The sequence below is a fragment of the Hymenobacter arizonensis genome, from assembly GCF_900115775.1.
GTDB classification, from domain to species: domain Bacteria; phylum Bacteroidota; class Bacteroidia; order Cytophagales; family Hymenobacteraceae; genus Hymenobacter; species Hymenobacter arizonensis.
In genome coordinates, this window is record NZ_FOXS01000003.1 from 429,996 (window position 1) to 454,018 (window position 24,023).

Sequence of the window (24,023 nt, forward strand, 5' to 3'; positions counted from 1 at the left end):
ATGAGCCAGCTAACCCTTTTCCGACTGCTGCTCACGTACGAGTGGTGGCACTTCCGGGCGGCCCGCGGGCTGGTGCTGCTCACTGGCCTGCTGCTGGCCACTGGGCTCTACGGCATCTACTACGGCACCACCGAAATTGAGCGGCAGCGCCAGCACCTGGCTACCCTGCCCGAACTCACTCACCACAACGTGGCCGAGCTACAGCAGAAATTTCCGGACTCCGCCGATGCCGGCGAAATTGGCTACTACCACACCACCTACGCCGCGCACCACCCCGATGCCTGGGCCGCGCTTTCCTTAGGCCAGCGCGATGTGAACCCCTACTACGTGAAGCTGCGCCTGCTGGGCCTGCAAGCCCAGCTCTACGCCACTGACAACGTGAACCCGGTGAAGTCGCTGAGCGGCAACTTCGACCTGGCTTTCGTGCTGGTGTACTTGCTGCCGCTGCTCATCATCGCGCTGAGTTTTAATTTGCTGTCGAGCGAGCGGGAGCAGGGCCTTTTGCCATTGCTCCTGGCCCAGCCCGTGCGGCCTGCGCTGCTGGTGGGAGCCAAGCTCGCGTTTCGGATGGGCGTGGTGCTGGGGCTGGCCTGGCTGCTCTCGGCTATCGGCATGGGCTGGGCCGGGGTGCCCCTCGATGGCCGCGTGCTGCTGTGGCTGGTCTTCGTCACGGCGTATGCGCTGTTTTGGTTTGGAGCGGTGCTGGTGGTCACGGCCTTGCAGCGCAGCTCGGCCGTGAACGCCGTGGCCCTGGTGGGCACTTGGCTGCTGCTGGTGGTGCTGATACCGGGCCTGCTCAATCTGGGCGTGGCCGCGGCCCGGCCCGTGCCCCAGGGCCTGGCCCTCACCATCAAGCAGCGAGAGGAAATTCATGCCGGCTGGGACCGACCCAAGGCCCAGACCATGAACCGCTTTTTCGCCCACTACCCGCAGTGGCGCGACACGGCCACCATTCGCGAGCGGTTTGTGTGGCGCTGGTACTATGCCTTTCAGCACCTGGGCGACGTGTCGGTTGAGCCCCTAGCGGCCGCCTACGCCCGCGGCCTGCAGCAGCGCTTCGTCCTGGTCGAGCAACTTAACGTGCTTTCGCCCGCCATCAACGCCCAAACCAGCCTCAACGCCCTAGCCGGGACTGACCTGCCCACGCACCTGCAGTTTCAGAGCAGCGCCCGCGCCTACCACGATTCCCTGCGGGCTTACTACTACCCGTTTCTGTTCCGACAGGTGCCGTTCACGCACGCCGACTATGCCCGCGAGCCTACGCATTCTTTCACCAGCCAGCCGGAGCTGCCTACGGCTTACCGCGGATTGGGCAAGTTGCTGCTGACGGTGGCTGGGACATTTGCGCTGGGGTTGGTGCTGATGCGTAGGCGGGCTATTAGTCCTCGGTAGGGTGGGAGCGGGGTAGTTAAAGTGCTGGCCTTGGCGCTGATTCGTTCTGCTGGGGCGCCTCACCCCCCGGCCCCCTCTCCTTTTCGGAGAGGGGGCCGGGGGGTGAGGCGCCCCAGCAGAACAAAAGGCAGTATGAGCCAATAATTACAGTTCTTCGTACTCTAAATCCCATCAACCCCGGCTGCCTGCGCTGTGAGAGAGTACCTGCTGTTCGTCGATACCGAAACCTCGGGCATTCCGCGCGACTGGGCCAAGCCGTATTCCAGCCGCGACAACTGGCCGCACATTGCACAGCTGGCCTGGGTGGTGTACACCAAAGATGGGCAGGAAGTGAAGGCCGAAAACCACTACATCCAGCCCAACGACTACGACATGAGCGAGGCCTCGGGCAGCGTGCACGGCCTCACAGTGGACTTTTTGCGCCAGAACGGCAAGCCGCGCCACGCCGTGATGCAGCGCCTGCAGCGTGACCTGCTGCAGTACCACCCGCTGGTGGTGGCCCACTTCATGCAGCTCGACTACCACATGGTGGGTGTGGGATTTTACCGGGCCGGCATGCAAAACCCGTTGGAACAGCTGCCCACTTTCTGCACCATGCGCGCCACGGGCGAGTTGGTGCGCTACTCCAACCAAGGATATCTGCGCCTGGGCGACTTGTACCAACGCTTATTCCAGGAGCCGCAGCCCGAGCAGCACGACGCCCTGGCCGATGCCTACGCCACAGCCCGCTGCTTTTTCGAGCTGCAGCGGCAGGGGAGCATCACGCCCGAAACCGTGGCCCAGCAAGGTCCAGTAGGACTCCCGAACCTGACGCCGCTAAAGCCTCGCAAGCGACGAATTAAGGTAGGCGTGCCTGTGTGGCTGTTGTTGGGCGGGTTGGCGTTGGTGCTGCTGGCGTTTTTCCTAATAGGGTGAAAAAAGGAAGTTAAAAAGACGGTCATACAGATTTCAGCGAACCGAAGGTCAGCGTGGCCAAGCATCTTTACTAGCTAAATGAACCCAATCGTCTGTCATGCTGAGCTGGCGAAGCACCTTATCAGGTCAGCACGAGTCGTTCACACGTGATAAGGTGCTTCGCCAGCTCAGCATGACAGACGTTGAGGCAGCCTTGCACCAAACTTTTCAACATACCTACTTCTCCCTCATGAGCGACCGTCTCGACTTCCTGCGCACCGTAAAGCCTTTCGACTTGCTGCCCGAGGAGGTGCTGGCTGAAGTGGCCGAAGGCCTGGTCGAGGTGCGCCACCCCCGCGAGGCCATCATCTATTACCAAGACGTGTCGAAGATGCGCGGGCTCGACATCATTGTGGAGGGCGAATACGAGACGTTTTTCTACGACAGCCAGCAGAACCGGCGCGTGCTTGAGTACAGCCGGCCCGGCGACTGTTACGGCGGCATCTCGGTGCTGCTGAACAAGAAACGCTCGCTCCGTACGGTGCTGGCCAAGGCCAATACCCGCGTATACTTCCTGCACCGCCGCGAGTTTCGCTCCCTGTGCCAGGCCTACGAAGAGTTTTTCCACTTCTTCACCGCGCGCTATGGCCAGCGGATGCTGAACGAGGAGTACGCCCACTTTGTGCGGCCCGCCAGCAGCGCCGGTGAAAACTACCTGGCCTCCGACCAGCTGTTTTCGCGTCGCATCGAAACGTTGGAACTCCGGGGCGTGGTGGCCTGCCCCGCCAGCACGCCCATCTTCGAAGTGGCCCGGCGCATGGCCGCGGCCCGCACCAGTTGCTACTTCGTGAATGACGACGGCCATGGCCACATCACCGGCTACGTAACCGACATCACCCTGCGCGACAAAGTGGTGGCCGGCCTGGCTGATGCCCACCAGCCCGTGGGAAGTATTATGGATGCGCCAGTGGTCAGCATCAGTACCAAGGCCTTTGTGCACGAGGCCATACTGCTGATGTTCCGAACCAAGACGCGGTACCTGCTGGTGGAGAAAGACGGAGTATTTGTGGGCTACCTGAGCCGCAACAAGCTGCTGACCGACGACCAGGCCCAGTCGCCGTTCATCTTCATTCAGTCGGTGAAGCAGGCCCAGGCCGTGCCCGAGCTCAAGCGCCGCTGGGAGCAAGTTCCGGAAATGGTGTACCAGCTGCTGAACCGCGGCGTAAAGCCCGAAATCGTGAACCAGGTCATCACCACCGTGTCCGACACCATCGCCCTGAAGGTGATTGAGGATACCATCGGCGAGCTGGGCCCGCCGCCGGCTAAGTTCGTGTACATGGTGCTGGGCAGCGAGGGCCGTAAGGAACAAACCCTGCTTACCGACCAGGACAACGCCATTATTTACGAAGACAAGGCCAACGAGCAGCGCGAGCTGGTTCGGGCCTACTTCCTACGCTTCGCCGAAATTGTATCGGACCGCCTCAACGACATCGGGTTTGCGTTCTGCGAGGGCGGTTTCATGGCCAAAAACCCCAAGTGGGCCCACTCGCTCTCGCACTGGAAACGCAACTACGTGGAGTGGCTCACGGATTCCAACCCTGAAACCGGCATGCAGTTCGCGGCGTCGTTCGACTGCCGCTACCTCTACGGTGACCCCACCATCATGGACGAGCTGCACGCTTTCCTGGACGTAGAGCTGCAAAAGCCGGTGGACCGGTTTTTTCATTACATGGCCGTGAATGCCCTGCAGTACGAGCCGCCGCTTACGTTTTTCCGCAACATCCGCACTTTTGCTCATGGCACGCAGCAGGTGTTCAACCTCAAGAAAACCATGTCGCCCATCGTGGACCTGGTGCGCATGTACGCCCTCAAGCACCGCATTTTCGCCACCAACACCGGCGAGCGGCTGGAGGCCCTGCGCGAGCAAGGCGTGTTCACGGAGCGCGAGGCCCAGGAGTTGCTGCAGTCCTACTACTACCTCATGGGCGTGCGTTTGAAGAAACAGGCCGTGCAGATTATCAGCGATAAGGTGACGCCTGATAATTACCTGGACCCGAAGACGCTGACTAAAGTGGAGCAGGTGACTTTGAAGGAGATTTTCAAGGTCATTGCGGATTTCCAGCTGAAGATTAAGGTAGGATTTACGAAGTCGTTAGGGTAGGAGGGATTGGGTGGAACCGCACGCCTGTGGAACCTCACCCCCCGGCCCCCTCTCCAAAAAAGAGGGGGAGCCTGCCGGTTAAAAGCACACGCTTCAACTCATTCTACTAATCTGCGCATCCATGGCTCCCCCTCTTTTTTGGAGAGGGGGCTGGGGGGTGAGGTTCCCCCGCTTGGCCAACTCCGCGCTACTTCCGCCGCATCTCCTGCTGCCGCATCGGCATCTTATCCACCGTCCCAACAAATCCGCTGGCGCAATAGGCCGCCGGCTTTTCTCCTTCACCCCACCGTCTTTGCCAATCAGCACCGCAGAAAACTGGCCAGCCTGAACCCCGATTTTCTTCAGCAAAAACTGCTTGTCAGCGGCTGATAATTGGTCAAGCACCGCATCCACCACTAGGAAATCACGCTCGGCAAGTTCGGTTGCGTTCGCCGCTAGCAGCGCCTTTTGAGTCTTAAAATCTGCGTGCTCGGCGGTGGGCGCAGCTACCAGCAGCACCCGTTTCTTCCAGCGGCTATCGCGCAGGGTTTGTTCTAGGCTCATAGGTTTGGAAGTTTGGGCGGTGAGCAGGCAAAACAAGCCCAGCAGTAGGAGGGAGGCGCGAAGGAAAGGGCGAAGGTGCATAAGCTTGGCGATGAGACTGCGTATACGTAGGCACACAACATCGGAACCGGGATAAGCTTCCCGAACGCCTTACTTTGCATTGCTCAGCCTTTTCCGCTGCTGCTTCCTTTTCGATGAATTCCCGCCTCCTTTCCACCGGCTTCTTGCTGACCCTGGGCTTGCTCAACGCCTGCCAAACCCCCAAGCCAGCTTCCGAAACCACTGCTTCCGCTGCCATGAATCCCGTTTGGCAATCCGACGCCTACACCCTGTACCGCGACCGCGTGGTGCAGGGCCCGCACGAGGCCCGCGCCCTCTCGGCCACTGAGTTGGTATCGAACTACCAGAGCCCCATCAACGAGTTTCAAAGCCCGCGGGTGGAGTTCAAGTTCAGCCTCAACGGCAAGGACAACGAGATGGCGCCGGGCCTGAACCACCTGCTCATTGCCGCGCCGCGGCCCGGTGGCGGGGCCATCGAGACGCCGCCCATCGTGTTTGGGCAGCGATACGAGGATTCCACGCCCGCCTCGGCCACCACCTACCTCACGCCGAACACGCCGGTGAAAATCCGGCTGGATTTGCGGCCGGTGCTGGCCGCCTTCAAGAAGCAGGGCTACTACACCACCTTCAAGGGCGACAAGCTGTACCAGCAGGATTTTAAGCACGTCTACATTGCCGGGGGCACAGAGCCGTTGAGCTGGGACTTTGACAACCTGGTGAATAAGCCCGAGCTGGAAATGAAGGACCCCGACGGCAACGGCATCTACGAAGTCACGCTTAATCTCAATCAGCCCGCGGCCGCCAAAACCACCGCCCAGCAGTGGAAGCAAAGCATCAACACCGCCGACTTTCCGCAGTACTCGTCCGACTACCCGCTGGCCGATGCCCTCTACAACCTAGCCCTGGAAGAAGCCCGCCGCGCCGTGGAGCCCGACAGCACTTTCCGCACCGGCAAGGAATGGGCCGGCGTCTGGACCCGCGACATCAGCTACAGCATCATTCTGGCGCAGGCCGCCTTGCAGCCGAAATCGGCCATGAAAAGCCTGATGCGCAAGGTGAGCCCTGAAGGCCGCATCATTCAGGACACCGGTACCGGGGGCGCTTACCCCGTCTCGACCGACCGCATTGTATGGGCCACCGCAGCCTGGGAGATTTACAACGTGACCGGCGACGACGCCTGGCTGCGCAAGGTGTACCCCATCATCAAAAAGTCGTTGGCTGACGACCGCCAGAACGCCTACGACCCCACCACCGGCCTGGTGCGCGGCGAGTCGTCGTTTCTGGACTGGCGCGAGCAAAGTTACCCGCGCTGGATGCAGCCCGTCGACATCTACCAGTCGGAAAACCTCGGCACCAATGCCCTGCACTACCAGGCCAATGTGGTGCTGGCCCAAATGGCGGCCAAGCTCGGCGAGCCCGGCGTAGCCGCCCAGCACAAGCGCCAGGCCGAGGCCATTAAATTTGCCATCAACGAGCACCTCTGGCAGCCCGAAAAGGGCTATTACGGCCAGTTCCTTTACGGCCGCACCGCCCTCACGCTCTCGCCCAAGGCCGAAACGCTGGGCGAGGCCCTAAGCGTGCTCTACGGCGTGGCCGAGGGCGAGCGGGCCCAGGAAGTAGTAGCCAAAACGCCCACCGTACCCTTCGGCACGCCCTGCATCTACCCCCAGATTCCGGGTATTCCGGCCTACCACAACAACGCCGTGTGGCCCTTCGTGCAGAGCTTCTGGGCGCTGGCGGGCGCCCGTGCCGGCAACGACCAATCCGTGACCGAGAGCATGGCCGCCATCTACCGGCCGGCCGCGCTGTTCCTCACCAACAAGGAAAACTACGTGGCCAGCAACGGCGATTTTGCCGGTACCCAAATCAACTCCAGCAACATGCTCTGGAGCCTCTCGGGCAGCCTGGGCCTCGTGTACAAGGTGCTGTTTGGGATGCAGTGGCAGCCCGAGCGGCTGGTGTTCCGGCCCTTCGTGCCGCAGGCGTTCCAGGGCAAGCGCCGGCTCACCAATTTCCCGTATCGCCGGGCCGTGCTCGATATTGAGATGGAAGGCTTCGGCAACGAAATCAGCAGCATCACCATGGACGGCCAGCCGCTGGCCAATGCCGCCATTCCGGCCAGCCTCAGCGGGCGCCACGCCGTACGCATTGTGCTCAGCAGCAAAGCGCCGCAGGCTGCGGGAGTCAACCGGGTAGCCAACCAGTTTTCGCCGTTGGCGCCGGAGGTGAGCCAGGTGGGCAACAATCTGACTTGGGCGAAGGCCGAAGGAGTGAAAGAATACAAAGTGTTGAAGAACGGGGCTCTCGTGACCACTACCACCAGCACTTCTTGCTCCGTTCCTGCCGGTCCTTTCGCGGCGTATCAAGTGGTGGCCGTGGACGGCGCGGGCCTGGAGTCCTTTGCCAGCGAGCCGTTGGAAATAGGTACTGCTGCCAGCCCACAGCTACAGCTCGAAACCGTGGCTCCTAAAGCAGCGCTGGCCTACAAGGGCTTCAGCGGCCAGGGCTTCGTCGAAATCAGCAAAAGCAAAAACAAGTCCCTCACCATTCCCGTGACGGTGGCCGAGGCCGGTCTATATGCCGTGGATTTCCGCTACGCCAACGGCAACGGGCCCATCAACACCAATAACAAATGCGCCATCCGCACGCTGCGGCGCGGCCAAGAGCTGCTGGGCACGGTGGTGCTGCCTCAGCGCGGCGTCGAAGAATGGTCGAACTGGGGCTTCTCGAACCCCGTGCTGGTGCGCTTGGAGAAGGGTACGCACCCACTCACGCTGGCCTTCGAGCCGGCCAATGAGAACATGAACGGCGAAGTGAACCAAGCCATGCTGGACTACCTGCGGGTGCGAAAAGTAGAGTAAGCTCGACTTGATAGGCGGTAGTAACGCAAACAGCCCCGGCCAATGTGGTCGGGGCTGTTTTTTTGGGTTGGGTGACCAGTACGCCTAGTGCTCGCAGGGCTGTGGCTCGTATTTGCTAATGGCCCGGAATCCCATCAGCTTTTGCAGAATGAGAGGGCTCTGGTGCCGCAATTCATCGTCGGGGGAAGCCGTGGCCTGATTGAACGTGTATTGCTGGCCGTTGCGGATGTAAACAACCTGCTCGGGCTTGGCTTTGGCTACGTGATTTTTGAACTGAAAAAAGGGCAATAACTGATGCTTCGAGGCCACTTCTTTCAACTGCTTGTCGGTGGAGGAAACTACTTCCACCATGTCCTTCTGAAAGTCAAAAATCTGTGTGCTGACCGGAATAAAAACGTGGTTAGTAATCCCGCCTTCGGTTCTCAGGTTAGAAAACATCGCAAACGAGGATTCCGTCTTTAGACCCAGGTAGGGACTAATTCCGTTGAAAAACACCAGTGCCGGAACTAGCAGAAAGAGCGCTGCAGGTAAAGCAAAAGAGAGGTTGGTGTTTTGCCAAAATTCTTTTTTGAGCGCCACCAGAAAGAGCACAATAAATACCGTGCTGTACAGCGCCCAAACTATCCGGAAATAGTCTTTAAACTGCGTGGTGAGGTAGGCCAGCGCGACCAGGCTGAAAAAGAATATCGCAAGCAAAACCACGAAGTTCTTAACGCTAAACTGACCCAGTTTTTTTCTGAACTCAATTCGACGCTCCGTCCACTTGTCGTTAAAGTTGGCCACCGTGTTGGTAAACGAGTGGCTTGTGAATAGGACGTAGACGGCGAAAATCATTCCCGAAAAGTCATAGAAGCCATTCAGTGAATTGAAGGCGATAACGCAGTGAAAGCCCAAGCCAATTAAGACGCCCATGTTTCGGGTTTTGCGGAAAATAAGCAAGACCGGAATAAGCGTTTCAATGATGATGGTGAAGTAGATATTGTACTTCAAAAAAGTGTCGGTGGTGGGTATCAATGCATCAAGGTGCTGGGCTTTGTAAAGCACTGCGGCACAGCTGGCGTCAGACGCCAAAAAGCTCCAGTTTAGCTTGTGCAAAACCACAAAGAAGTAGAGTATAATTACCTCGATGCGTACTACTGGTGCAAACGTTCTGATTAAGTCGCCTTTGTCAATTTGTAAGCTGCGCTTTTTAATGATTAAATAAATAAGCGCCTGCAGAATGGTCAGGTTAACGAACGTCGCAAATATCCAGTGGTTGCTGATGTAAGGCGCCCGGAATAGCACTTCGTAGAGCTGCAGCGTAATCAAGGAAGTGAGCCGCAGCATGGAAGCTGGGCGCAGAATCAGCAGAATAGCCGCCGCCGTAAGCAGGGCATAGTGCAGTTCTTTGGTATAAACCCGCGACTGCGCCATGTGAAACAAGGTTGCGACGGCCCAGGCCACACAAAAAACCTTGTAACGGGTAATGTCATTAAAGTTATTGGTGGGTAGACTTGCGGTACTTAAGCGGGCATAATTTTCCTTATCTAGATTGCTGTTGGATAATGCAGCGGGTACAGAAAGAGGCATGTAGTAGTCGTTGTTGTAATAAGTGGAAAGGCAAATGCGAAGGAGAGAATGAAGAAATTTAAATACTTAATTTTTTGATGCGTTATGGTGTCCGGCTTGTACCGAATAACACGTGTTGAAGTTGTGTTATTTACGGTATTTTACCTATTATTTTTATGGATAAAAAAATAAAAAAATTCCTTAGCTGGACAAGTCGTCAAGCTTATTGGCTTCATAATTAATTGGTGTGCAATAACCGGGCCTGCCAACAACGTGAAGAAAAAACTTTATTAAATAAGCCCAACTGCACATTACGGGATGGTATTGAGCAGAAAACCTTGCGAACGTTTGAATTGCTAAGACTCCGTGACAGACCATTTTCGAACATCTTTTTGTTCCCTCACAATCATCTTATTAGTCACTCCGAGGCCCTTGTTAAAACACGTGGGATTTTGGTACCTGCGTAGGAGCTGAACCAGCCGCCACTAAGAGGCACAATTCTATTGAGTGAGCGCAAAAAAGCCTGCTGCTAATTATCGAAATCGATAATGGCAGCAGGCTTCTTAATTGATGAGGTTCTGCCCGAAGGCAGCAAAGAACTAACTCACGACCGGCGGGTAGTAGATAGACGAGAACGGATTGGCGCACGGCGTTTTGTGCGGATTGTACCAGCCCAGGTACTTCACTTCCTTGCTTTCATCCATCCGGTTCTGAAAGAAATCGGTCGACATCAAGTACAGTTGGGTCAGGGTCCGCACGAGTTGTGAGCGTTCCGAGTCGATTTTCAGGAAGTAGTAGGCCTTGGTCTTCACGTTCATGAAGAACTGCTTGTTGGCCCCGGTCATGCGGTAGTAGTCGGCCACAAACTGGTCGACGCCCGCCCGGTCTATTTTCAGGAAGCTGAATTCGTTCAGGATGATGCCGGCCAGGGCGTTCTCAACGGAAGAGGCCGCCACCCCCACCGAAGGAACCGCCACGGCGGCAGTGCCCAAACCCAATAATTGCAAAAAGCTTCTTCTGCGCATAACAATATAATTTCTCGGCTAGAAAGATTGGTGGGCCGACAGCAGCGAGAGCGCCGACAGCGTGAGGGTGGGGTTGGCGGGGGTGTAGGTGGTGAAGCTGCCGCTGCCCAATACGAACAAGTTGCGGTATTGGTGGTGGCGCAGGTGCTTGTCCACCACGCCTTGCTCGGCCGTGGCACTCATGCGGGTGGTGCCCAGAATGTGCGCCTCGGAGGCATAAGGCTGGTCGTAGATGATTTTTTCCACGGGCAGGCACGACAGCACGTCGGGCAGGCGCTGCTTCATCTTCTCAATGCCCTTGAGGGTGTAGTCGGAAGGGCCTTTGAAGTGGATGGCCGGCTTCATAATGTCCGACGTGGTGGCCACGTAGTTGTCGTGGTCGGGCAGGTCCTCGAAAATCATGCGGAAGCTAGCCATGTGGCGCCACTTGCCGCTTTCGGGCCGGAAGAAGGGGGCGTTGCTCGACTCCATGAGGCAAGCCGCGTACTCCTTGCGGTGCTCGCCGTCGTAGAGCATGTAGCCGTTGGCGTTCACCCAGGTGCTGCCGCCCAGGCTCTGCAGGTTGTCGAGGTACACGTGGGCCTGCAGGCCCAGCTGCTCGCCCAGGCCGCGCCCCGTGAAGGGGTTTTTGTCGCCGGAATTTAGCAGAATGTTGGCGTTGAAGAGGGCGTTGGCACCCAGGGCCACGACCTCGCCGGCGGCGTGGTGGTCCTTGTTGTCCTGCCGGAAGCTCACCTTGCGCACCCGGTCCTGCACCAGTTCCAGGCCATACACCTGGGCGCCCTGCTGCAATTCAACGCGCGGGTCCTCATAAACCCGGAAGTTCGAGTTCTCGATGGTAAACTTGGCATCGACGGGGCACACGCTGCACACGGCGCTGGCGCAGCAGGGGTTGCGGCCGTTCATGGCCACGCGGGCGCGGGCCGTGGGCTGGTTGATGTATAGCTTGCCGTACTTCTGGTGCAGAATGGTATCAACGGCCGTGAACAGGTGCGGGGGCTGGGCGTAGGCCTTCTTGCGGGGGTAAGGCGTTTCGGCCGGGCCCGAGATGGACATCAGGTCTTCCACCTGCTCGTAGTAGGGGTCGAGCTCGTCGTACTGCACGGGCCAGTCGTTGCCGATGCCGTACAGCGTCTTCATCCGAAAGTCGGAGGGCAGGAAGCGCGGCGTGCAGCCGTACCAGCAGTTGGAGCTGCCGCCAAAGCCCACGCTGAAGTGCCAGTCTTTGTCGGGCTTGTGGTTTTCGAACGTGTCGTTGGAAATGGGGTTGAGGCCGGCGTAGGCTGACTTTTCGCCGATTATCTCCTTCACGCGCTCAGCCCGCGGAAACAAGTGGCCGCGTTCCAGCACCAGCACTTTGGCCGAAGCAGGAGCTTTGCTAAGATACTGTTTAAGAAAAAAGGTCGAAGCGAAGCCCGTTCCGACCACTACTAAATCGTAAGCCGTATGTTTCATTTAATCAGGATACCATTGAGTGCAGGAAGTGAGCCGTCGCCCGTCCCCCGCAAGTTGCGCGTACTTCATACATAGCGCCATTGTTCTACATGTAGGGCTGTGAATTAGTTCTTAATTATTGCGAGATAAAAAAGGCTAATTATAAGCAAAACAAGGGAGTGGAAGTGGTTTTTGCACGCTCCCGGCAAAATTTGTGCCCCAAAAGCAGCGTGGCTGCCAGCGCAGCGCGGCCGAGCCGCGGCATGGTTTGAGGTCGCCCAAGCCGCCAGTCGCTACGCGGGGGAAAGCGTGGCGGGCAGCCGCACATCAAACACGTCCCGCAAGGCCTTACGGGCCGCGTGGTAGCCGCACATGCCGTGCACGCCCCCACCCGGCGGGGTGGAGGAGGAGCAGATGTAAAGCCCCTTGGCCGAGGTCTGGTAGGGCGAGAGGCGCAGCACCGGCCGCGTAAACAGCTGTCCAATGTCGAGCACGCCGCCATTAATGTCGCCGCCGATGTAGTTGGCGTTGTACTCCTCCATCTGCACCGTGTTCATGACGCTGCGGGCCAGAATCCGCTCCCGGAAGCCGGGTGCGTAGCGCTCCACCTGCTGCTCAATGGCGGCGGTCATGTCTTTGGTGGAGCCGTGCGGCACGTGGCAGTAGGCCCAGGCCGTGTGCTGGCCGGCGGGGGCGCGGGTTGCGTCGAACAGGCTTTGTTGGGCCAGCAGCACGAAGGGCTTTTCGGGGTGCGTGCCGTCCCAGGTAAGCTGCTCGGCGTGGGTAATCTCTTCGAGTGTGTTGCCCAGGTGAATGGTGCCCGCCTGCCGGCACTCCGGCGCCGTGAAGGGAATGGGACCAGCCAGCGCCCAGTCGACCTTAAACACGCCCATGCCGTAGCGGTAGCGCTCCAGCTGCCACTTATACAGGGCCGAGAACTTGTGGCCCGCAATGCCCAGCAGCTGCCGGGGCGTGATGTCGAACAGCACGGCGTGCGACGAGGGCAGCTGCGCCAGTGACTTCACATAAAAATTGGTCTGGACCTGCCCGCCCAACGACACGAAGTACGACGTGAGCGCCGAGGCAATGGACTGCGACCCGCCCCTGGGCAGCGGCCAGCCCTGCCGGTGGCCCATGGCCAGCAGCACTAGCCCTATGGCCGACGTGGCCACGTTGGCCAGCGGCAGCTGGGCGTGGGCAGCCATGCCGGCCCACAGGGCCCGGGCCTCGGTAGTTTTCAAGAAAAGGTTGGCTAGCAGCTTGGCTGGCAGCAAGCCTTTGAGGCCGAAGCGGGCCATCACGAAGGGATTTTCGGGGAAGCGCAGGGGCCCCAGAATGGCCGGGCCCAGCTCGGGCCAATCCTTAGCCACGGGCCCTACCAAGTTCTCATAGGCTTTGGCATCGGTGCTGAACTGCGCTACGGTGTCGGCCATAGACTGCGTGAGCGCGGCGGCGGTGCCGTTGTCCAGCGGGTGCGCGGCGGCCACTGGCGGATACAGGTACTCGAGCCCGTGGGCCTGCAGCGGCAGGGTTTTGAAAAAGGGTGATTCGGCCGCCATCGGATGAATGGCGGAACAGATGTCGTGCCGGAAGCCGGGCAGAGTCAGCTCGGCGGTGCGCAGGCCGCCACCTATGGTGTCTTTGCCTTCCAGCAGCAGCACCGACAGGCCCGCCTGCTGCATGGTGATGGCCGCCGCCAGCCCATTGGGGCCCGAGCCCACCACCACCGCATCAAAATCGCGCTTAGTCAAGGTCTGTTACTGGATGAAAGGATGGTTTTGAACGCAGCTCTGCCTGGTATGACCCAAAAACAGAATCATACGCCATGCCGAGCGCAGCCGAGGCATCTCGCTCCCATCGTTGTAGTGCCATTGACTACTAACCCCGGGCGAGATGCTTCGCTCCGGTCGGCATGACGTACTGCTAAGCTCCAGGGTCAACTTATTGTTGTCGCTTACTTGGTAGTAGCGCGCAGCTTGCGCACAAAGTCGGCACTAACCTCCGAGCCTTTGTTGCCCCAGGAGTTGCGGACGTGGGTAGCTACGGCGGCAACCTTGTCGTCGCTCATGCTGCCGGCGTAGCCAGGCATCACGCCGTACTCGTCCCGCTCGTTGTAGCCGTTCAGAATGATGTTGACCAGTTGCTTGCCATCGGCGTCGTTGACGCGGGGGCTGCCCACCAGCGAGGGGAAGGCGTTGGGCAGGCCCTGGCCGCTGGCTTGGTGGCAGGCCTGGCAGGTGCTGGCGTAGAGCGCCGAGCCATCGAGCTTAACTGCGACGGCGGGAGTTGCCGGGGCGGCAGCAGCGGGCGCTTCGGCAGACGGAGCAGGGGCGGGCGCTTGGTTGGCGGCTTCGGTGGCGCTGGGTTCTGTCCGGGTGGTGGTTTCGGTCTGGCTTGATTCGCAGGCACCCAGCAAGGTTGCCGTGGCAGCGAGCAGAAGGAAGGAGTATTTCATGAAATGGGAAAGTTGGCCGGGCAATGGTTGCCGCTGGCCGGGTCGGCTACACGTAGGCTCGCGGCCCGGGTGCAGCCTGTAGCGGTATTGGTAAAGGGCATCCTTGGCGCGATTAGCTAAGGATTCTCTTGCGAAATAGCGTGAGCATGTTTTTGGCAAAGGTGGCATCAAGCGGCGAGGCAATCAGGGCCTTGGCGGCGCACTTGATGCCGGCCGTTAGATTTTCGTTCGCAAGGGCGTAGAGTGCGCCCTCGCGGACCAGGTCGGCCTTCACTTCCTGCAACCACTTCATGGTAAGCGGCTTCACCTGTTCCAGACGCTCTTCCAGGGGCAGAGTCCGGAATTCGGCGCTGTCGAGCTTGGTCAAGAGTCCGTCCATGAGCACCTTCTGCTGCTGGCCCCAGTAGTGAAAAATGTACTCGTCGCTGGGAATGATGTTGGTTTTGAGCGGCAAAGCCATGGAGAAGGCGATTTGCTCGCTGGTAAACCACTCGCTGCCCTTAAAAAAGGCGTCGTTGAGGGCGCAGATGTCGGGCATCAACTTGCCTACTTCCTTGCTCAGACCCAGCACGCCCGAGTTCCAGATGTACTGTTTTTTGTGAAACTTCCGCTCCACCGAGTCCACCGAAAAGGTGCGGCTCTCAATAAGCTCAATCAGCTTGCGCGGGAATCTGTCCTGGTTGGCGGGGGTGAAGGCGGCGTAGGTGTTTACGGCTTCGGCAAAGGTGAACTCGCGCACGTGCATCACGCTCACCGACGGCTTAATGCTCTTGAGCAGCGGGTCGGCTTTGGCGATGAAAAACGTGTCGGAGTCGCAGAACAGCAGGTTGTCGCCGGGGTAGTCGCGAAGCACCTGGGCCACTATCATCGGCTTCACCCGATGAATGTATTGCTGCGGGCCCCGCATCTCTTCCAGGCCTTCGGGCGTGAGCACCGAGTAGTCAACGGGCAACCCTTCGAAGTAAGGGGCAAAAAAATCGGGCTTGTCAGTAAACACCACGGTGTGCACGTCGGTCCGGTCGCCTTCGTACCAGGCATAGAAGCTTAGTACAGCAAAAGTGGCGCGCCAAAGTTCGGTTTCTCGGCCATAAGCAAGGATTACATGCTGTGTCATGAATTGCAGCTGTTGGTTTTCATAGAAGCACCCATGGGTAGTGGGTGGGTTAGGGCAAGGGCTGGAGTTAAACCAGCACCTGGGCCTGAGAGTTATTCATCGATTGGTCGATTACATCCAGAATTTCAGCATCCTGGGTAGTATCAAATTTCCGTGCGAATAGCTTGTACGTATGCGCCAGCAAACTGGCGTCGTTTACAGTCAAGATTTTGGGGTTGGCGCCACCTTTTGACCAGTCTATATATCGATAATTATCGTTTATGATTCTGTCTTTCAGGGGCGAATTCATCAGTATGGTTGACACTAAAAATTCATCGGAACCCCAGGTAAACAGGCTGAAACGGCGCAATTCGGCGTGGCTGTCGATGAAATCGACCAGGTACTTGGCGCTGTCGGCGCTCAAGGTCCACCACGAGCCGTACGGCCCGCCATACAGCGTGTAGGGCAGCGGGAATTTGCGCTTGGGCAGCAGCCGGTTGGCCAGGGCCTGCAGCTTGTACTGAAACTTGAAGTCGAAGTACACCGAGTGGTACCGCTCTACCCGGGTGATGGCGTGGCGCCACCAGTCCGACTCCCGCGGCTCAAACGACAGGAATGTGCAGCCCACGTGCTGGTTGAAGAACTGATAGATGCTCTCAGCTGGCTTGATGGGGTAATCCTGGCCACTCAGTAGGTTGATGAATTCGTAGGTGCCCGAGGCCTGGATTTCCTTGATGCTCTGGCAAATGGCTTCCACAAAGCTGTAGGCAGCCCAGCGCACAAACTGCCGCTTCTGAATGAAGTGCACCCGGGGCAAGGCGCTCAGGTGAGCATAGTCCTTGGGGTCTATCTTGGCGTCGAGGTGGATAAAAAAATCGAACTGCTCGTGAGCCAATGCCTTCAGCAAGCGCTCTACCTGGTCCGGATTTTTGTGGACCATAATCAGGTGGGCTATTCTCATGGCGTCGGGGTGGGTGGGAGTTCAACGGTGGCTTGGGGCCGGTTTTTCGGAACTGCAGAAAGTGGTAAAATGAGACAAGGCTGCTCGCTGAGGAATGCAGTGCGCAGCTGGGCTTAGCCGGGTTTGAGCACGGCCGCCGCTTTGCTGAGCACCCGCTGCACCAGCAGCTTGCTTTCCTGCAAACCAGTGGTCATAATGTCGCGAATGGAGAGCGGCAAATGCTTTTTGAGGTGGATGTAGCCGAAGGTGAAGCCGGCAATGCCCGTGGGCAGGCTGGCCACGGCCACGCCGTAGATGTTGCCGAACAGCAGCAGGGCCGTTACATCGCCCACCACGTTCACGGCCAGCATCAGGAACACCTTCACCAGGTTCAGGCGGGGCTGGTTCACCACGTCGAGCGTGACGCCCACAAACCGGTCGATGGGGTAGAGGATGGCCAGCACCATGCTGATGCGGAGCAAGTTAGCCGCTTCGGTGTCTTGGTACTTGGGGCCGCCAATGAGAAAGACGGGCACATCGGCGAGCAGCAACGTGCCCAGAATAACCGGCACAAAGGCCCAGGTGAGCATGCCCGCGTTCTTGCGCAGCAGGCGCGCCACCTCGGGCAGCCGGTTTTGGTTGAAGGCCGCCGACATGGCCGGCATGGCCGTGGCCACAAAGCTGCGCAGCGGAATCTCGATGATTTCCATGAAGCGCCCGGCCAGGTTGTACACGGCCAGGGGCGCGGGGCCCAGCATGTAGTTAATAACAAAGGTGTCGGAGCTGCGCAGCAGGTTTGAGCCCACGTAGCTGCCCACGCTGTACTTGCCAAAGTGGCCCAGCTCGCGAATGCAGGCGCTGGTGCGTTGGCGCAGGCTTCCGGCATCGGCCCAGCCCAAGACTAGCATGAGAAAGCTGGTAATCACGGAAGCGCCCACGTAGCTATACACCACGCGGTCGATGGTGGAGGCCCCGGCCAGCATGAGCCCGATGATGCACAGCACAAATAAGCCCTGCGACAGCAGCCGGATGTAGAGAATACGGTCGAAGCGCATTTCGGACTGCATCACGCACGCCGCCATGAAATACGGCAGGGTGGCCACCAGCACGATGCCAAACCACTTCAGCAGCAGGGCCAGCGAGCCGTCGTTGGTGTTGCCGAACAGCAGCCAAGCGCCCAGGTTTATCAGCCCGAGCAGGCCGGTAATGACCAGCGCAATGGCCCAGGCCGAACCCGTGACCTCGGCGGTGCGGGCCGGGGTAGCCCCCGAGCGCGCCCGAATGAAGGCCGTGGTGAGAAAGCCGGCCCGAAACGAGTCGGCCAGGCCCACGGCCGCCATGAAGTACACCCACATGCCAATGTCGTGCACCGGCAGCGTCCGAAACAGCAGCGACACCGAGATGATGCTCATGGCCGACACGGTCAGGTTGCCGGCCAGCGACATAAACTGTTGGTTGTCGAGGTACGATTGCAGCTTAAGGAGTAAGGGATTCTTCACGTAGTGCGGGCGGGGCACTCCGGCTAAGGAGCACCCATAGGCCCAGTAAGGGTGGTAGGGCAATCAGGGCGTGCGGGAGGCGACCGCAGCGCCAGTGGTAGAAGAAGTAAGTATAATACCGGGACTGAATAGCATCGGCCCGATGCAGGGAAAGTACGCAGAAGTAGCCGGAAGCGTTAGTCGTTAAGCTCGTAGAGCACTACTTCGTAGTAGCCGCGGCGGAAACGCTGCACCTCCTTGCCCAGCGTGGAGAAGTGTTCGTTGAGCAGCCGGCCTGGGGGCATGGCTTTTTCGTGGTACCAGGCGGGCTGGTCTACAAAATCGCCGATGGCGTCGCGGTTGTTGCTGTCGTAGATAAACCAGAGTCGCTTTTTGCCCTGGAAGGCGGCAAACTCCGGCTGCAGCTGGCGCAGGTAGTCGGCCTGGCTGGTGGCGGTGTTTTTGGCGAGGCTGGCCCGGGTGGCCGGGTACTTTAAGTTGTAGGCGTCGCGGTAGTAGTCGTAGGCCTGGCGCATGTTCCAGTACACGTACACGGCGTCGCCTTCCTGGTACCGGTCGTTCACGAAGAACACGGTTTCGCGGTAGTATTCGCGGTTGTAAAAGGTGTCGGGGTCGAGTACCTGGCGGCTTGAGTTGGCCAGCGAAGGCAGCAGCACCAGCGCCAGCAGCACGTAGGCCACCCTGGGGCTGGGCACAAACCGGCGGGCCAACTCCTGGGCGCCCAAGGCCAGCGCCAGCATCACGGCCGGCGCCAGAAACAGCGTGAAGCGCTGGTAAAACGGATACTGGCTTGCGGCCGACGCCAGCAGCGCAATGGCCAGCGGCAAAAACAAAATCAGGAAATACTCCTTGCTGCGCTGGAAGAAGAAGTATGCCCCGGCCACGATGAGCGGCAGGTATAGCCACCCCATTTTCAGCACGTGCTTCAGGCCGAAGTACGTGCGGCTGTTGTCGACTTGCAGCAGCACGCCCATAGGGTGCGCGAGGAATTCGTAGGCTTTTACCACCGCCCACTTAGCAGCCGCCACGGGCTGTAATGGCAGATAGCCTTCGTACTTGATTTTGAAGAAGTAGGTAAGCCAGCCGGAATCCTTGTATTTGCTCACAAAAAACAGGAAGACCAGCCCAAAGCTCAGCACCCACAGCGCCCCTGGAACCAGGTACTGCGCCGCGCGCTTCCAGTCGCGCTGCAGCGCGGCCCGCAGGAACACTCCCGCGCCAATGCCCGCCAGTACAAAAATGCTGGGAAAGGAAAACCACGGCAGCAGCCCACCCAGCACGCCCCAGGCCACCATGGCACCCCACGACTGCCGGTCCTTAAACTTGGTGTAGAGATACAGGGCCACGATGGTGCCCAGCAGCTCGGCGCTGTACTGCTTAGCCTCCACAGCGTGGTATATGGCCGGGTAGGCCAGGGCCAGCATGCCCACCGCCAGCACCGTGCCCCAGGACTTCAAAAAGAATCGGGCCACCGGCACAAACAGAAACAAGCCTGTCAGCCCGCACAGCAGCGAAAACAAGCGCAGCGCCTGCTCCTGCTTGCCAAACAAGGCCATAAAAAACCGCGTCGACCACAGGTAGCCCAGCGGCGCTTTTTGCTCGTATTCGAAAGGCAGCGTAGCCAACTCCCGAAAGCCCATCTTGATGATGTTGACGTTCAGAAACAGCTCGTCGATGAAAAACGACCGGTTGTTGAAAAAGTGAAACAGCCGGAAAAATACCCCCAGCGCCAGCAGCCCATAAATCAGGCGGCGCTGCGTGCGCGGGCTGAGTGGCGGCAGCCCAGTGTCTGTTCCGGGTTCGGAATAGGGCTGGCTGGTGGTAGAATTGGGAGCGTGAGCTACTATTGAATGCATAAGGACGCAGTACACTTCAAGTACCGGGAGCTATACCGGAGAAGGCCACTGGACAGGAAGCGAAAGTCCTACCGCTGGTCAAAATTGAATTGGTCTTCCAGCAGCGGGCTGAGAATCGGAATCTTAACGAACATCAGCACCATCAGCAAGATGCAGAATAGCACCACGTAGGTCATGAAATACTTGCGGGTATAAAGCTTCTCGGAGCCCTGCACCGGCGAGTTTTCGAGCAGGCCAATGCGCAGGTACCACGAAAACAGCAGGGCGAAGAACGGGAAGCTGAGCAGCAGCTCAATGCGGTTTTTAACCAGGAAGATGCCCAGGAAGAACGCCGACGTGAGGGCGTAGAAGAACATGGATATCAGCAGGCTGTGCTCGGTGTAGAACTGAAACGACCGGCGGTAGAGGCCCGCCAGGGCGGGGTCTTTGATGAGGCGGTACTCGGCAAAACGCTTGGTGGCCATGAGAAAGGCGCCGCCCATCCAGTAAGCCACGATGATGCTGGAAGGGGGGAGGCTATTGAAGAAGGAGATGCCATTCAGGGCTTCGTACGACAGGGCTGGGGCCACAATGTACCAGCCCAGCGCAAACCGGATGGGGTTGTTCACCGACTCCGACAGCACGTCGAGGTACACCCGCTCCTTGGTCCGGAAGGGCCGCACGTTGTACATCACGCCCATGAACAGCAGGAACATAGAGATGAACAGGAACTGCAGGCTTATTTGGTAAGCCAGGAAGAAGCCCACCATGGCCAGCGCAAACCACTCGAAGTACACCAGCGCCGGGTTCACCACGCGCACCACCGAGGTGCGCTTCTTCTTCAGCGGGTGAAACTTGTCAAACTCCGCGTCGAGGTATTCGTTGATAACGTAGTTGGCCGAGGCCACCAGGCAGGTACTGGCCACGCCCATCACCAGCTTGGCCAGAAACACTGAGTCGAGCGGAATGCGGTAGATGATGAAGGCAAACAGCACCCCCGGCATCATAAATACGTTTTTGGCCCAGTTGTCGGGCCGGGCAATGGCAATGTAGTCTTTGATGCCGGCCGGAATCATGGCAACCTCAGGCTCTGCCGTCAGAGACTCAGTAGACGTAGGCATATTATTCATGTGGGGATGTAGTTAAAGAAGTCGCGAGCGTGTCTTCAAGCGTTTTATAGAAGGTAAAACTGTCGAAAGGCTGCTTGTCGACAATGAGGTAAGGCATGCCGGCCTGTTCGGCGCAGGCGCCGTCCAGCTCGGGGCGGTCGCCGATAAACAGGCAGTCGGCCGGCGCCAGGCCGAGGGCATCGGCAATGTAAAGCAAGCCGTGCGGAGCAGGCTTTAGGTGGTCAATTTCGGGGTCGGTGGAGCTGACGATGATGTCGGCGGCCAAGCCCATCGCCGCCATCTTATCGTGGGCTTTATAGTCGGAGTAGATACCAATTTTTATGCCTTTTTGCCGTAAAGTGGCAAAAAAAGCGTGGGTGCCAGGGTACGTGCAGCCCCGCAGATATTGGTTGGGGTACTGAAACATCCAGTGTTCTACCACCCTTTTGATTTTGTCGACGGGGGTGCGGCCGTTGTTAGATGCCCAGGCATATTGTGCATTTTCGATGTCGGGCCCGGCTGCGCCGTGGCGCTTTTCCCGCTCGGCGCGGAAGCGCTGCAAAATCAGCATCTCGTCCAGTCGCCAGGGCCGCAGCGCGTAGTAGCCCAGCAGGGAAACCAGCATTTTGCTGCGCAGCTTGGACTGCGTATACAATGTGCCGTCTACATCAAAAATAACAGCTTTCACCTCGGGCCATCGAACCGCCGATGCTGCCGAAATAGTGAATTCCGCTTCTTTGTGGGGGTGTAGACTCATAAAAATATTGTGTTTTCGAATAGGGCGATAACCGGTGATTTATACTGCTTTGATACGGTTTGGTTATGGATTATTTGAATACTTGCCCCGCTATAAATTGTATAATGTATTTATTTACTTTAAATCAAAGTTGGTGTTTCGCGAAATTACTTCTTTATCTTTAATGAATACTTGCAGAAAACGGCTCATAATTAGGAGCATAGTCCTGCTAAATGGAGGTAGAGTACCTCACTTCTAGACCCACCCATTAGTAATTAAAAAAGCAGAACGGATGCTTCACTTTTGCTCAACACAGGCCAGTTTATAGTACTAATGGTTACTTCTAGCCTGTTGCCTACAGCATGCATGCCTGCAAGGAAAGGGCAGCGCTCCCATACGCAGCAGTTGGGGCTGGGTTACCGGTTGGCACGCTGCGGTTTTCATAATCCTCAGCTACTCTTGCTGCCTGTCTCTCCCATCAGCTCATAGACTTTCCCGTAGCCGAATGCTACAATCTGGCCATCTGTATCGACGTTCTTTTGCCCCTTCTTGACAAAGACAAGCCCTGAACTAGGCCACTGGGGCCCGCTGGGCTTTGTCCCAGGCCGCGGGCTGGGAGTTGCGGAAAAACCGCGCCGCGCCTTGGAAAACGGCCACATTCATCATAGTGAAGTAGAGCGGAACCAGCAGTGGGCCAGCGGCTTTGCCCCGGCTGGCCTGGTACCAGCCCAGCGCCGCCGCGCCATAAAATAGCCCTTGCAGCACCAGCAGCACGGTGTAGATGCCGCCGTGGCTCACGGCCAGCGCGGCATTGAGCGGCAGCAGCAGCAGCAGCAAAGCCGGGGTGATGCTCCAGCGCAATACCCGGTGTGAGAAGTACAGGAAAGCAACCACCGGCTGCCGCAGCGGATTAAGCAGCGGCAGCAGCCGCGCCATCGACTGCCAGCCACCGGCGCAGATGCGCACCTTGCGCTTCATCTCCTCCTTCAGCGAGAAGGACGGCGGCTCCATGGCATAGGCCTGGGGCTCGTAAATCACGCGGTAGCCATCGTCCACGATGCGCATAGACTGCACGAAGTCGTCCAGAATAGTGTCAGCCTCCAGGGGCTTAAACAGGTCGGTGCGGAAGGAAACCAGCTCGCCGGCCGCGCCCATGAGGCTGTAGATGTCGGAATCGCACTGCTTCAGAAAGGACTCGTATTTCCAGTACAGGCCCTCGCCGGCGCCGGAGGTGCTGCCGTCGCGCAGCACCCGCTTCTCACCTGACACGGCGCCCACGCGCGGGTCGGCGTAGTGGCGCACCAGCTGGCGGGCCGCTTCGGGGTTGAGCAGGGTGTTGCAGTCGGTGAAAATAACGTAGGGCGTCTTCACGTAGCGAATGGCGCGGTTTTCTGCCATCGATTTGCCGGCCCGCTCGGGGCTGTGCAGGTGCTGTACCTCGGGGTACTTGGCCAGCACCGCACCGGAGTGGTCGTTCGAGCCGTCGGTAATGAACATCAGGTGCAGCTTCTCGGCCGGGTAGTCCAGGGCCAGGCAGTTGCGCACCTTCTCGTCCAGAATATCGGCTTCGTTGTAGGCGGGCACCACCAGCGTCACTTCGGGCTCGAAGCCACCGGCGGCCACGGCTTTCTTAGTGCCCCGCGCCAGCTTGGCCCACACCCACACCACCAGGGCATAGCCCACATAAGTAAACAAAACGACGGTCAGCGACAGCCAAAAGAGAAAAACAAGCATCTGAGGTAAAATCTAAACAGAGGGTTGGGCGACGGAGTGCTTTTGCGGGCGCTCCCACATCTGGGCCTCTGCGTTGTATTGTTTGAGAATGCGGGCGGGATTGCCGCCCACCACCGAATACGGCGGTACGTCTTTGGTAACCACGCTGCCGCCGGCCACCACCGAGTGCTTGCCAATGCGTACGCCCGCCGTAATCACGGCATTGGCTCCAATCCAGGCCTCGTCTTCCACCACTATCTCGGCTGTGGTGCAGAGCTGGTCTTTGATGGGCATGGTCAGGTCGTCGTAGCCGTGGTTCAGGCCCGAGAACACCACGTTCTGAGCAATAATGACATCATTGCCAATGCGCAGCGGACCAATTAGGACGTTGGCAATGCCCACGAACGTGCGGGCGCCAATGTGCACTGCGCCCATGCCGTTGTTCACCGTTGCGTAATCTTCAATCACCGAGTCGGGGCCTAGGGAAAAGGCGTTGAACGGCACCACGTCCATGCGGGTTCGCCAGCGCACCAGCGAGCGGCGGCCGTATTGGTGCTTGAATGGGTTGACGAACCACCGCACCCACAGGCGCGGCCGGGCCTCGCGGGGCACCAGCAGCAGCCACAGCACCAGCTCTTTCAGCCGGGGATTGTTCTTTATTTTTTCGGCAACGGACATGACGGTAGGGAGTGAGTGGGCGCGACCAGCAATAATCCCGCCGAACG

General features: G+C 58.7%; 18 protein-coding genes. 4 read left to right on the forward strand and 14 right to left on the reverse strand.

The features are described from left to right. The 3 genes from BMZ66_RS13445 (at position 1) to BMZ66_RS13455 (ending at position 4,447) form a co-directional block, all read left to right on the forward strand. Positions 1-1,392 (forward strand): ABC transporter permease, encoded by a 1,392-nt coding sequence (locus tag BMZ66_RS13445; RefSeq protein WP_092674071.1) that lies wholly within the window; start codon positions 1-3, stop codon positions 1,390-1,392. A 192-nt stretch (positions 1,393-1,584) separates the two neighbouring features. Next, entirely contained in the window at positions 1,585-2,307 is a 723-nt protein-coding gene (locus BMZ66_RS13450; RefSeq protein WP_177204719.1) for a 3'-5' exonuclease, read from the forward strand. Positions 2,308-2,536: 229 nt separating this feature from the next. Beyond that, entirely contained in the window at positions 2,537-4,447 is a 1,911-nt protein-coding gene (locus BMZ66_RS13455) for a DUF294 nucleotidyltransferase-like domain-containing protein (RefSeq protein WP_092674077.1), read from the forward strand. A 93-nt stretch (positions 4,448-4,540) separates the two neighbouring features. On the opposite strand, the gene BMZ66_RS13460 is transcribed toward BMZ66_RS13455, so the two are convergent. Continuing rightward, positions 4,541-4,990, reverse strand: coding sequence for a DUF4174 domain-containing protein (locus tag BMZ66_RS13460; protein ID WP_177204720.1), 450 nt, complete (start codon positions 4,988-4,990; stop codon positions 4,541-4,543). A gap of 194 nt (positions 4,991-5,184) precedes the next feature. On the opposite strand from BMZ66_RS13460, the gene BMZ66_RS13465 reads away from it, so the two are divergent. Further along, positions 5,185-7,911 carry an alpha-L-rhamnosidase-related protein gene (locus tag BMZ66_RS13465; RefSeq protein WP_092674083.1) on the forward strand — a complete coding sequence of 909 codons (2,727 nt, stop codon included), beginning with the start codon at positions 5,185-5,187 and terminating at the stop codon, positions 7,909-7,911. 84 nt (positions 7,912-7,995) lie between these two features. Here BMZ66_RS13465 and BMZ66_RS13470 read toward each other — a convergent pair whose 3' ends face one another. From BMZ66_RS13470 to BMZ66_RS13530, 13 genes are all read right to left on the reverse strand, one after another. Then, the gene (locus BMZ66_RS13470) at positions 7,996-9,354 is read right to left on the reverse strand and encodes an HTTM domain-containing protein (RefSeq protein WP_143080201.1); all 1,359 of its coding nucleotides are present in this window, start codon (positions 9,352-9,354) and stop codon (positions 7,996-7,998) included. Positions 9,355-10,058: 704 nt separating this feature from the next. After that, the gene (locus BMZ66_RS13475; protein WP_143080202.1) at positions 10,059-10,484 is read right to left on the reverse strand and encodes a hypothetical protein; all 426 of its coding nucleotides are present in this window, start codon (positions 10,482-10,484) and stop codon (positions 10,059-10,061) included. An 18-nt stretch (positions 10,485-10,502) separates the two neighbouring features. Next, positions 10,503-11,939 carry a GMC oxidoreductase gene (locus BMZ66_RS13480; RefSeq protein WP_092674092.1) on the reverse strand — a complete coding sequence of 479 codons (1,437 nt, stop codon included), beginning with the start codon at positions 11,937-11,939 and terminating at the stop codon, positions 10,503-10,505. Positions 11,940-12,211: 272 nt separating this feature from the next. Then, on the reverse strand, positions 12,212-13,669 hold the full coding sequence (locus tag BMZ66_RS13485) for a phytoene desaturase family protein (RefSeq protein ID WP_092674095.1): 1,458 nt from the start codon (positions 13,667-13,669) through the stop codon (positions 12,212-12,214). A gap of 203 nt (positions 13,670-13,872) precedes the next feature. Further along, positions 13,873-14,373, reverse strand: a complete 501-nt coding sequence (locus BMZ66_RS13490) for a c-type cytochrome (RefSeq protein ID WP_177204721.1) — start codon at positions 14,371-14,373, stop codon at positions 13,873-13,875. Positions 14,374-14,485: 112 nt separating this feature from the next. After that, positions 14,486-15,487, reverse strand: a complete 1,002-nt coding sequence (locus BMZ66_RS13495; protein ID WP_092674101.1) for a hypothetical protein — start codon at positions 15,485-15,487, stop codon at positions 14,486-14,488. Positions 15,488-15,554: 67 nt separating this feature from the next. Continuing rightward, positions 15,555-16,427, reverse strand: a complete 873-nt coding sequence (locus tag BMZ66_RS13500) for a beta-1,6-N-acetylglucosaminyltransferase (RefSeq protein WP_092674104.1) — start codon at positions 16,425-16,427, stop codon at positions 15,555-15,557. A gap of 113 nt (positions 16,428-16,540) precedes the next feature. Further along, on the reverse strand, positions 16,541-17,905 hold the full coding sequence (locus tag BMZ66_RS13505) for a lipopolysaccharide biosynthesis protein (protein WP_143080204.1): 1,365 nt from the start codon (positions 17,903-17,905) through the stop codon (positions 16,541-16,543). Positions 17,906-18,081: 176 nt separating this feature from the next. Next, entirely contained in the window at positions 18,082-19,761 is a 1,680-nt protein-coding gene (locus BMZ66_RS13510) for a glycosyltransferase family 39 protein (protein ID WP_092674110.1), read from the reverse strand. Between the two features lie 68 nt (positions 19,762-19,829). Further along, on the reverse strand, positions 19,830-20,870 hold the full coding sequence (locus tag BMZ66_RS13515; protein WP_234795089.1) for a UbiA family prenyltransferase: 1,041 nt from the start codon (positions 20,868-20,870) through the stop codon (positions 19,830-19,832). Beyond that, positions 20,863-21,606, reverse strand: coding sequence for an HAD family hydrolase (locus BMZ66_RS13520; protein ID WP_092674116.1), 744 nt, complete (start codon positions 21,604-21,606; stop codon positions 20,863-20,865). The genes BMZ66_RS13515 and BMZ66_RS13520 overlap by 8 nt, the downstream gene beginning before the upstream one ends. A 549-nt stretch (positions 21,607-22,155) precedes the next feature. Continuing rightward, positions 22,156-23,319 carry a glycosyltransferase family 2 protein gene (locus BMZ66_RS13525; RefSeq protein ID WP_092674119.1) on the reverse strand — a complete coding sequence of 388 codons (1,164 nt, stop codon included), beginning with the start codon at positions 23,317-23,319 and terminating at the stop codon, positions 22,156-22,158. Between the two features lie 12 nt (positions 23,320-23,331). Then, complete coding sequence (locus BMZ66_RS13530; protein ID WP_092674122.1) at positions 23,332-23,976, reverse strand: acyltransferase; 645 nt, start codon at positions 23,974-23,976, stop codon at positions 23,332-23,334. Positions 23,977-24,023: the final 47 nt, after the last annotated feature.

What these genes read in the sequence shown, in the direction of transcription:
- BMZ66_RS13445 (WP_092674071.1), top strand. Translation starts at nt 1, where the DNA reads ATGAGCCAGCTAACCCTTTTCCGACTGCTGCTCACGTACGAGTGGTGG.
- BMZ66_RS13455 (WP_092674077.1), top strand. Translation starts at nt 2,537, where the DNA reads ATGAGCGACCGTCTCGACTTCCTGCGCACCGTAAAGCCTTTCGACTTG.
- BMZ66_RS13460 (WP_177204720.1), bottom strand. Translation starts at nt 4,990, where the DNA reads ATGAGCCTAGAACAAACCCTGCGCGATAGCCGCTGGAAGAAACGGGTG.
- BMZ66_RS13465 (WP_092674083.1), top strand. Translation starts at nt 5,185, where the DNA reads ATGAATTCCCGCCTCCTTTCCACCGGCTTCTTGCTGACCCTGGGCTTG.
- BMZ66_RS13475 (WP_143080202.1), bottom strand. Translation starts at nt 10,484, where the DNA reads ATGCGCAGAAGAAGCTTTTTGCAATTATTGGGTTTGGGCACTGCCGCC.
- BMZ66_RS13480 (WP_092674092.1), bottom strand. Translation starts at nt 11,939, where the DNA reads ATGAAACATACGGCTTACGATTTAGTAGTGGTCGGAACGGGCTTCGCT.
- BMZ66_RS13490 (WP_177204721.1), bottom strand. Translation starts at nt 14,373, where the DNA reads ATGAAATACTCCTTCCTTCTGCTCGCTGCCACGGCAACCTTGCTGGGT.
- BMZ66_RS13495 (WP_092674101.1), bottom strand. Translation starts at nt 15,487, where the DNA reads ATGACACAGCATGTAATCCTTGCTTATGGCCGAGAAACCGAACTTTGG.
- BMZ66_RS13500 (WP_092674104.1), bottom strand. Translation starts at nt 16,427, where the DNA reads ATGAGAATAGCCCACCTGATTATGGTCCACAAAAATCCGGACCAGGTA.
- BMZ66_RS13510 (WP_092674110.1), bottom strand. Translation starts at nt 19,761, where the DNA reads ATGCATTCAATAGTAGCTCACGCTCCCAATTCTACCACCAGCCAGCCC.
- BMZ66_RS13515 (WP_234795089.1), bottom strand. Translation starts at nt 20,870, where the DNA reads ATGAATAATATGCCTACGTCTACTGAGTCTCTGACGGCAGAGCCTGAG.
- BMZ66_RS13520 (WP_092674116.1), bottom strand. Translation starts at nt 21,606, where the DNA reads ATGAGTCTACACCCCCACAAAGAAGCGGAATTCACTATTTCGGCAGCA.
- BMZ66_RS13525 (WP_092674119.1), bottom strand. Translation starts at nt 23,319, where the DNA reads ATGCTTGTTTTTCTCTTTTGGCTGTCGCTGACCGTCGTTTTGTTTACT.
- BMZ66_RS13530 (WP_092674122.1), bottom strand. Translation starts at nt 23,976, where the DNA reads ATGTCCGTTGCCGAAAAAATAAAGAACAATCCCCGGCTGAAAGAGCTG.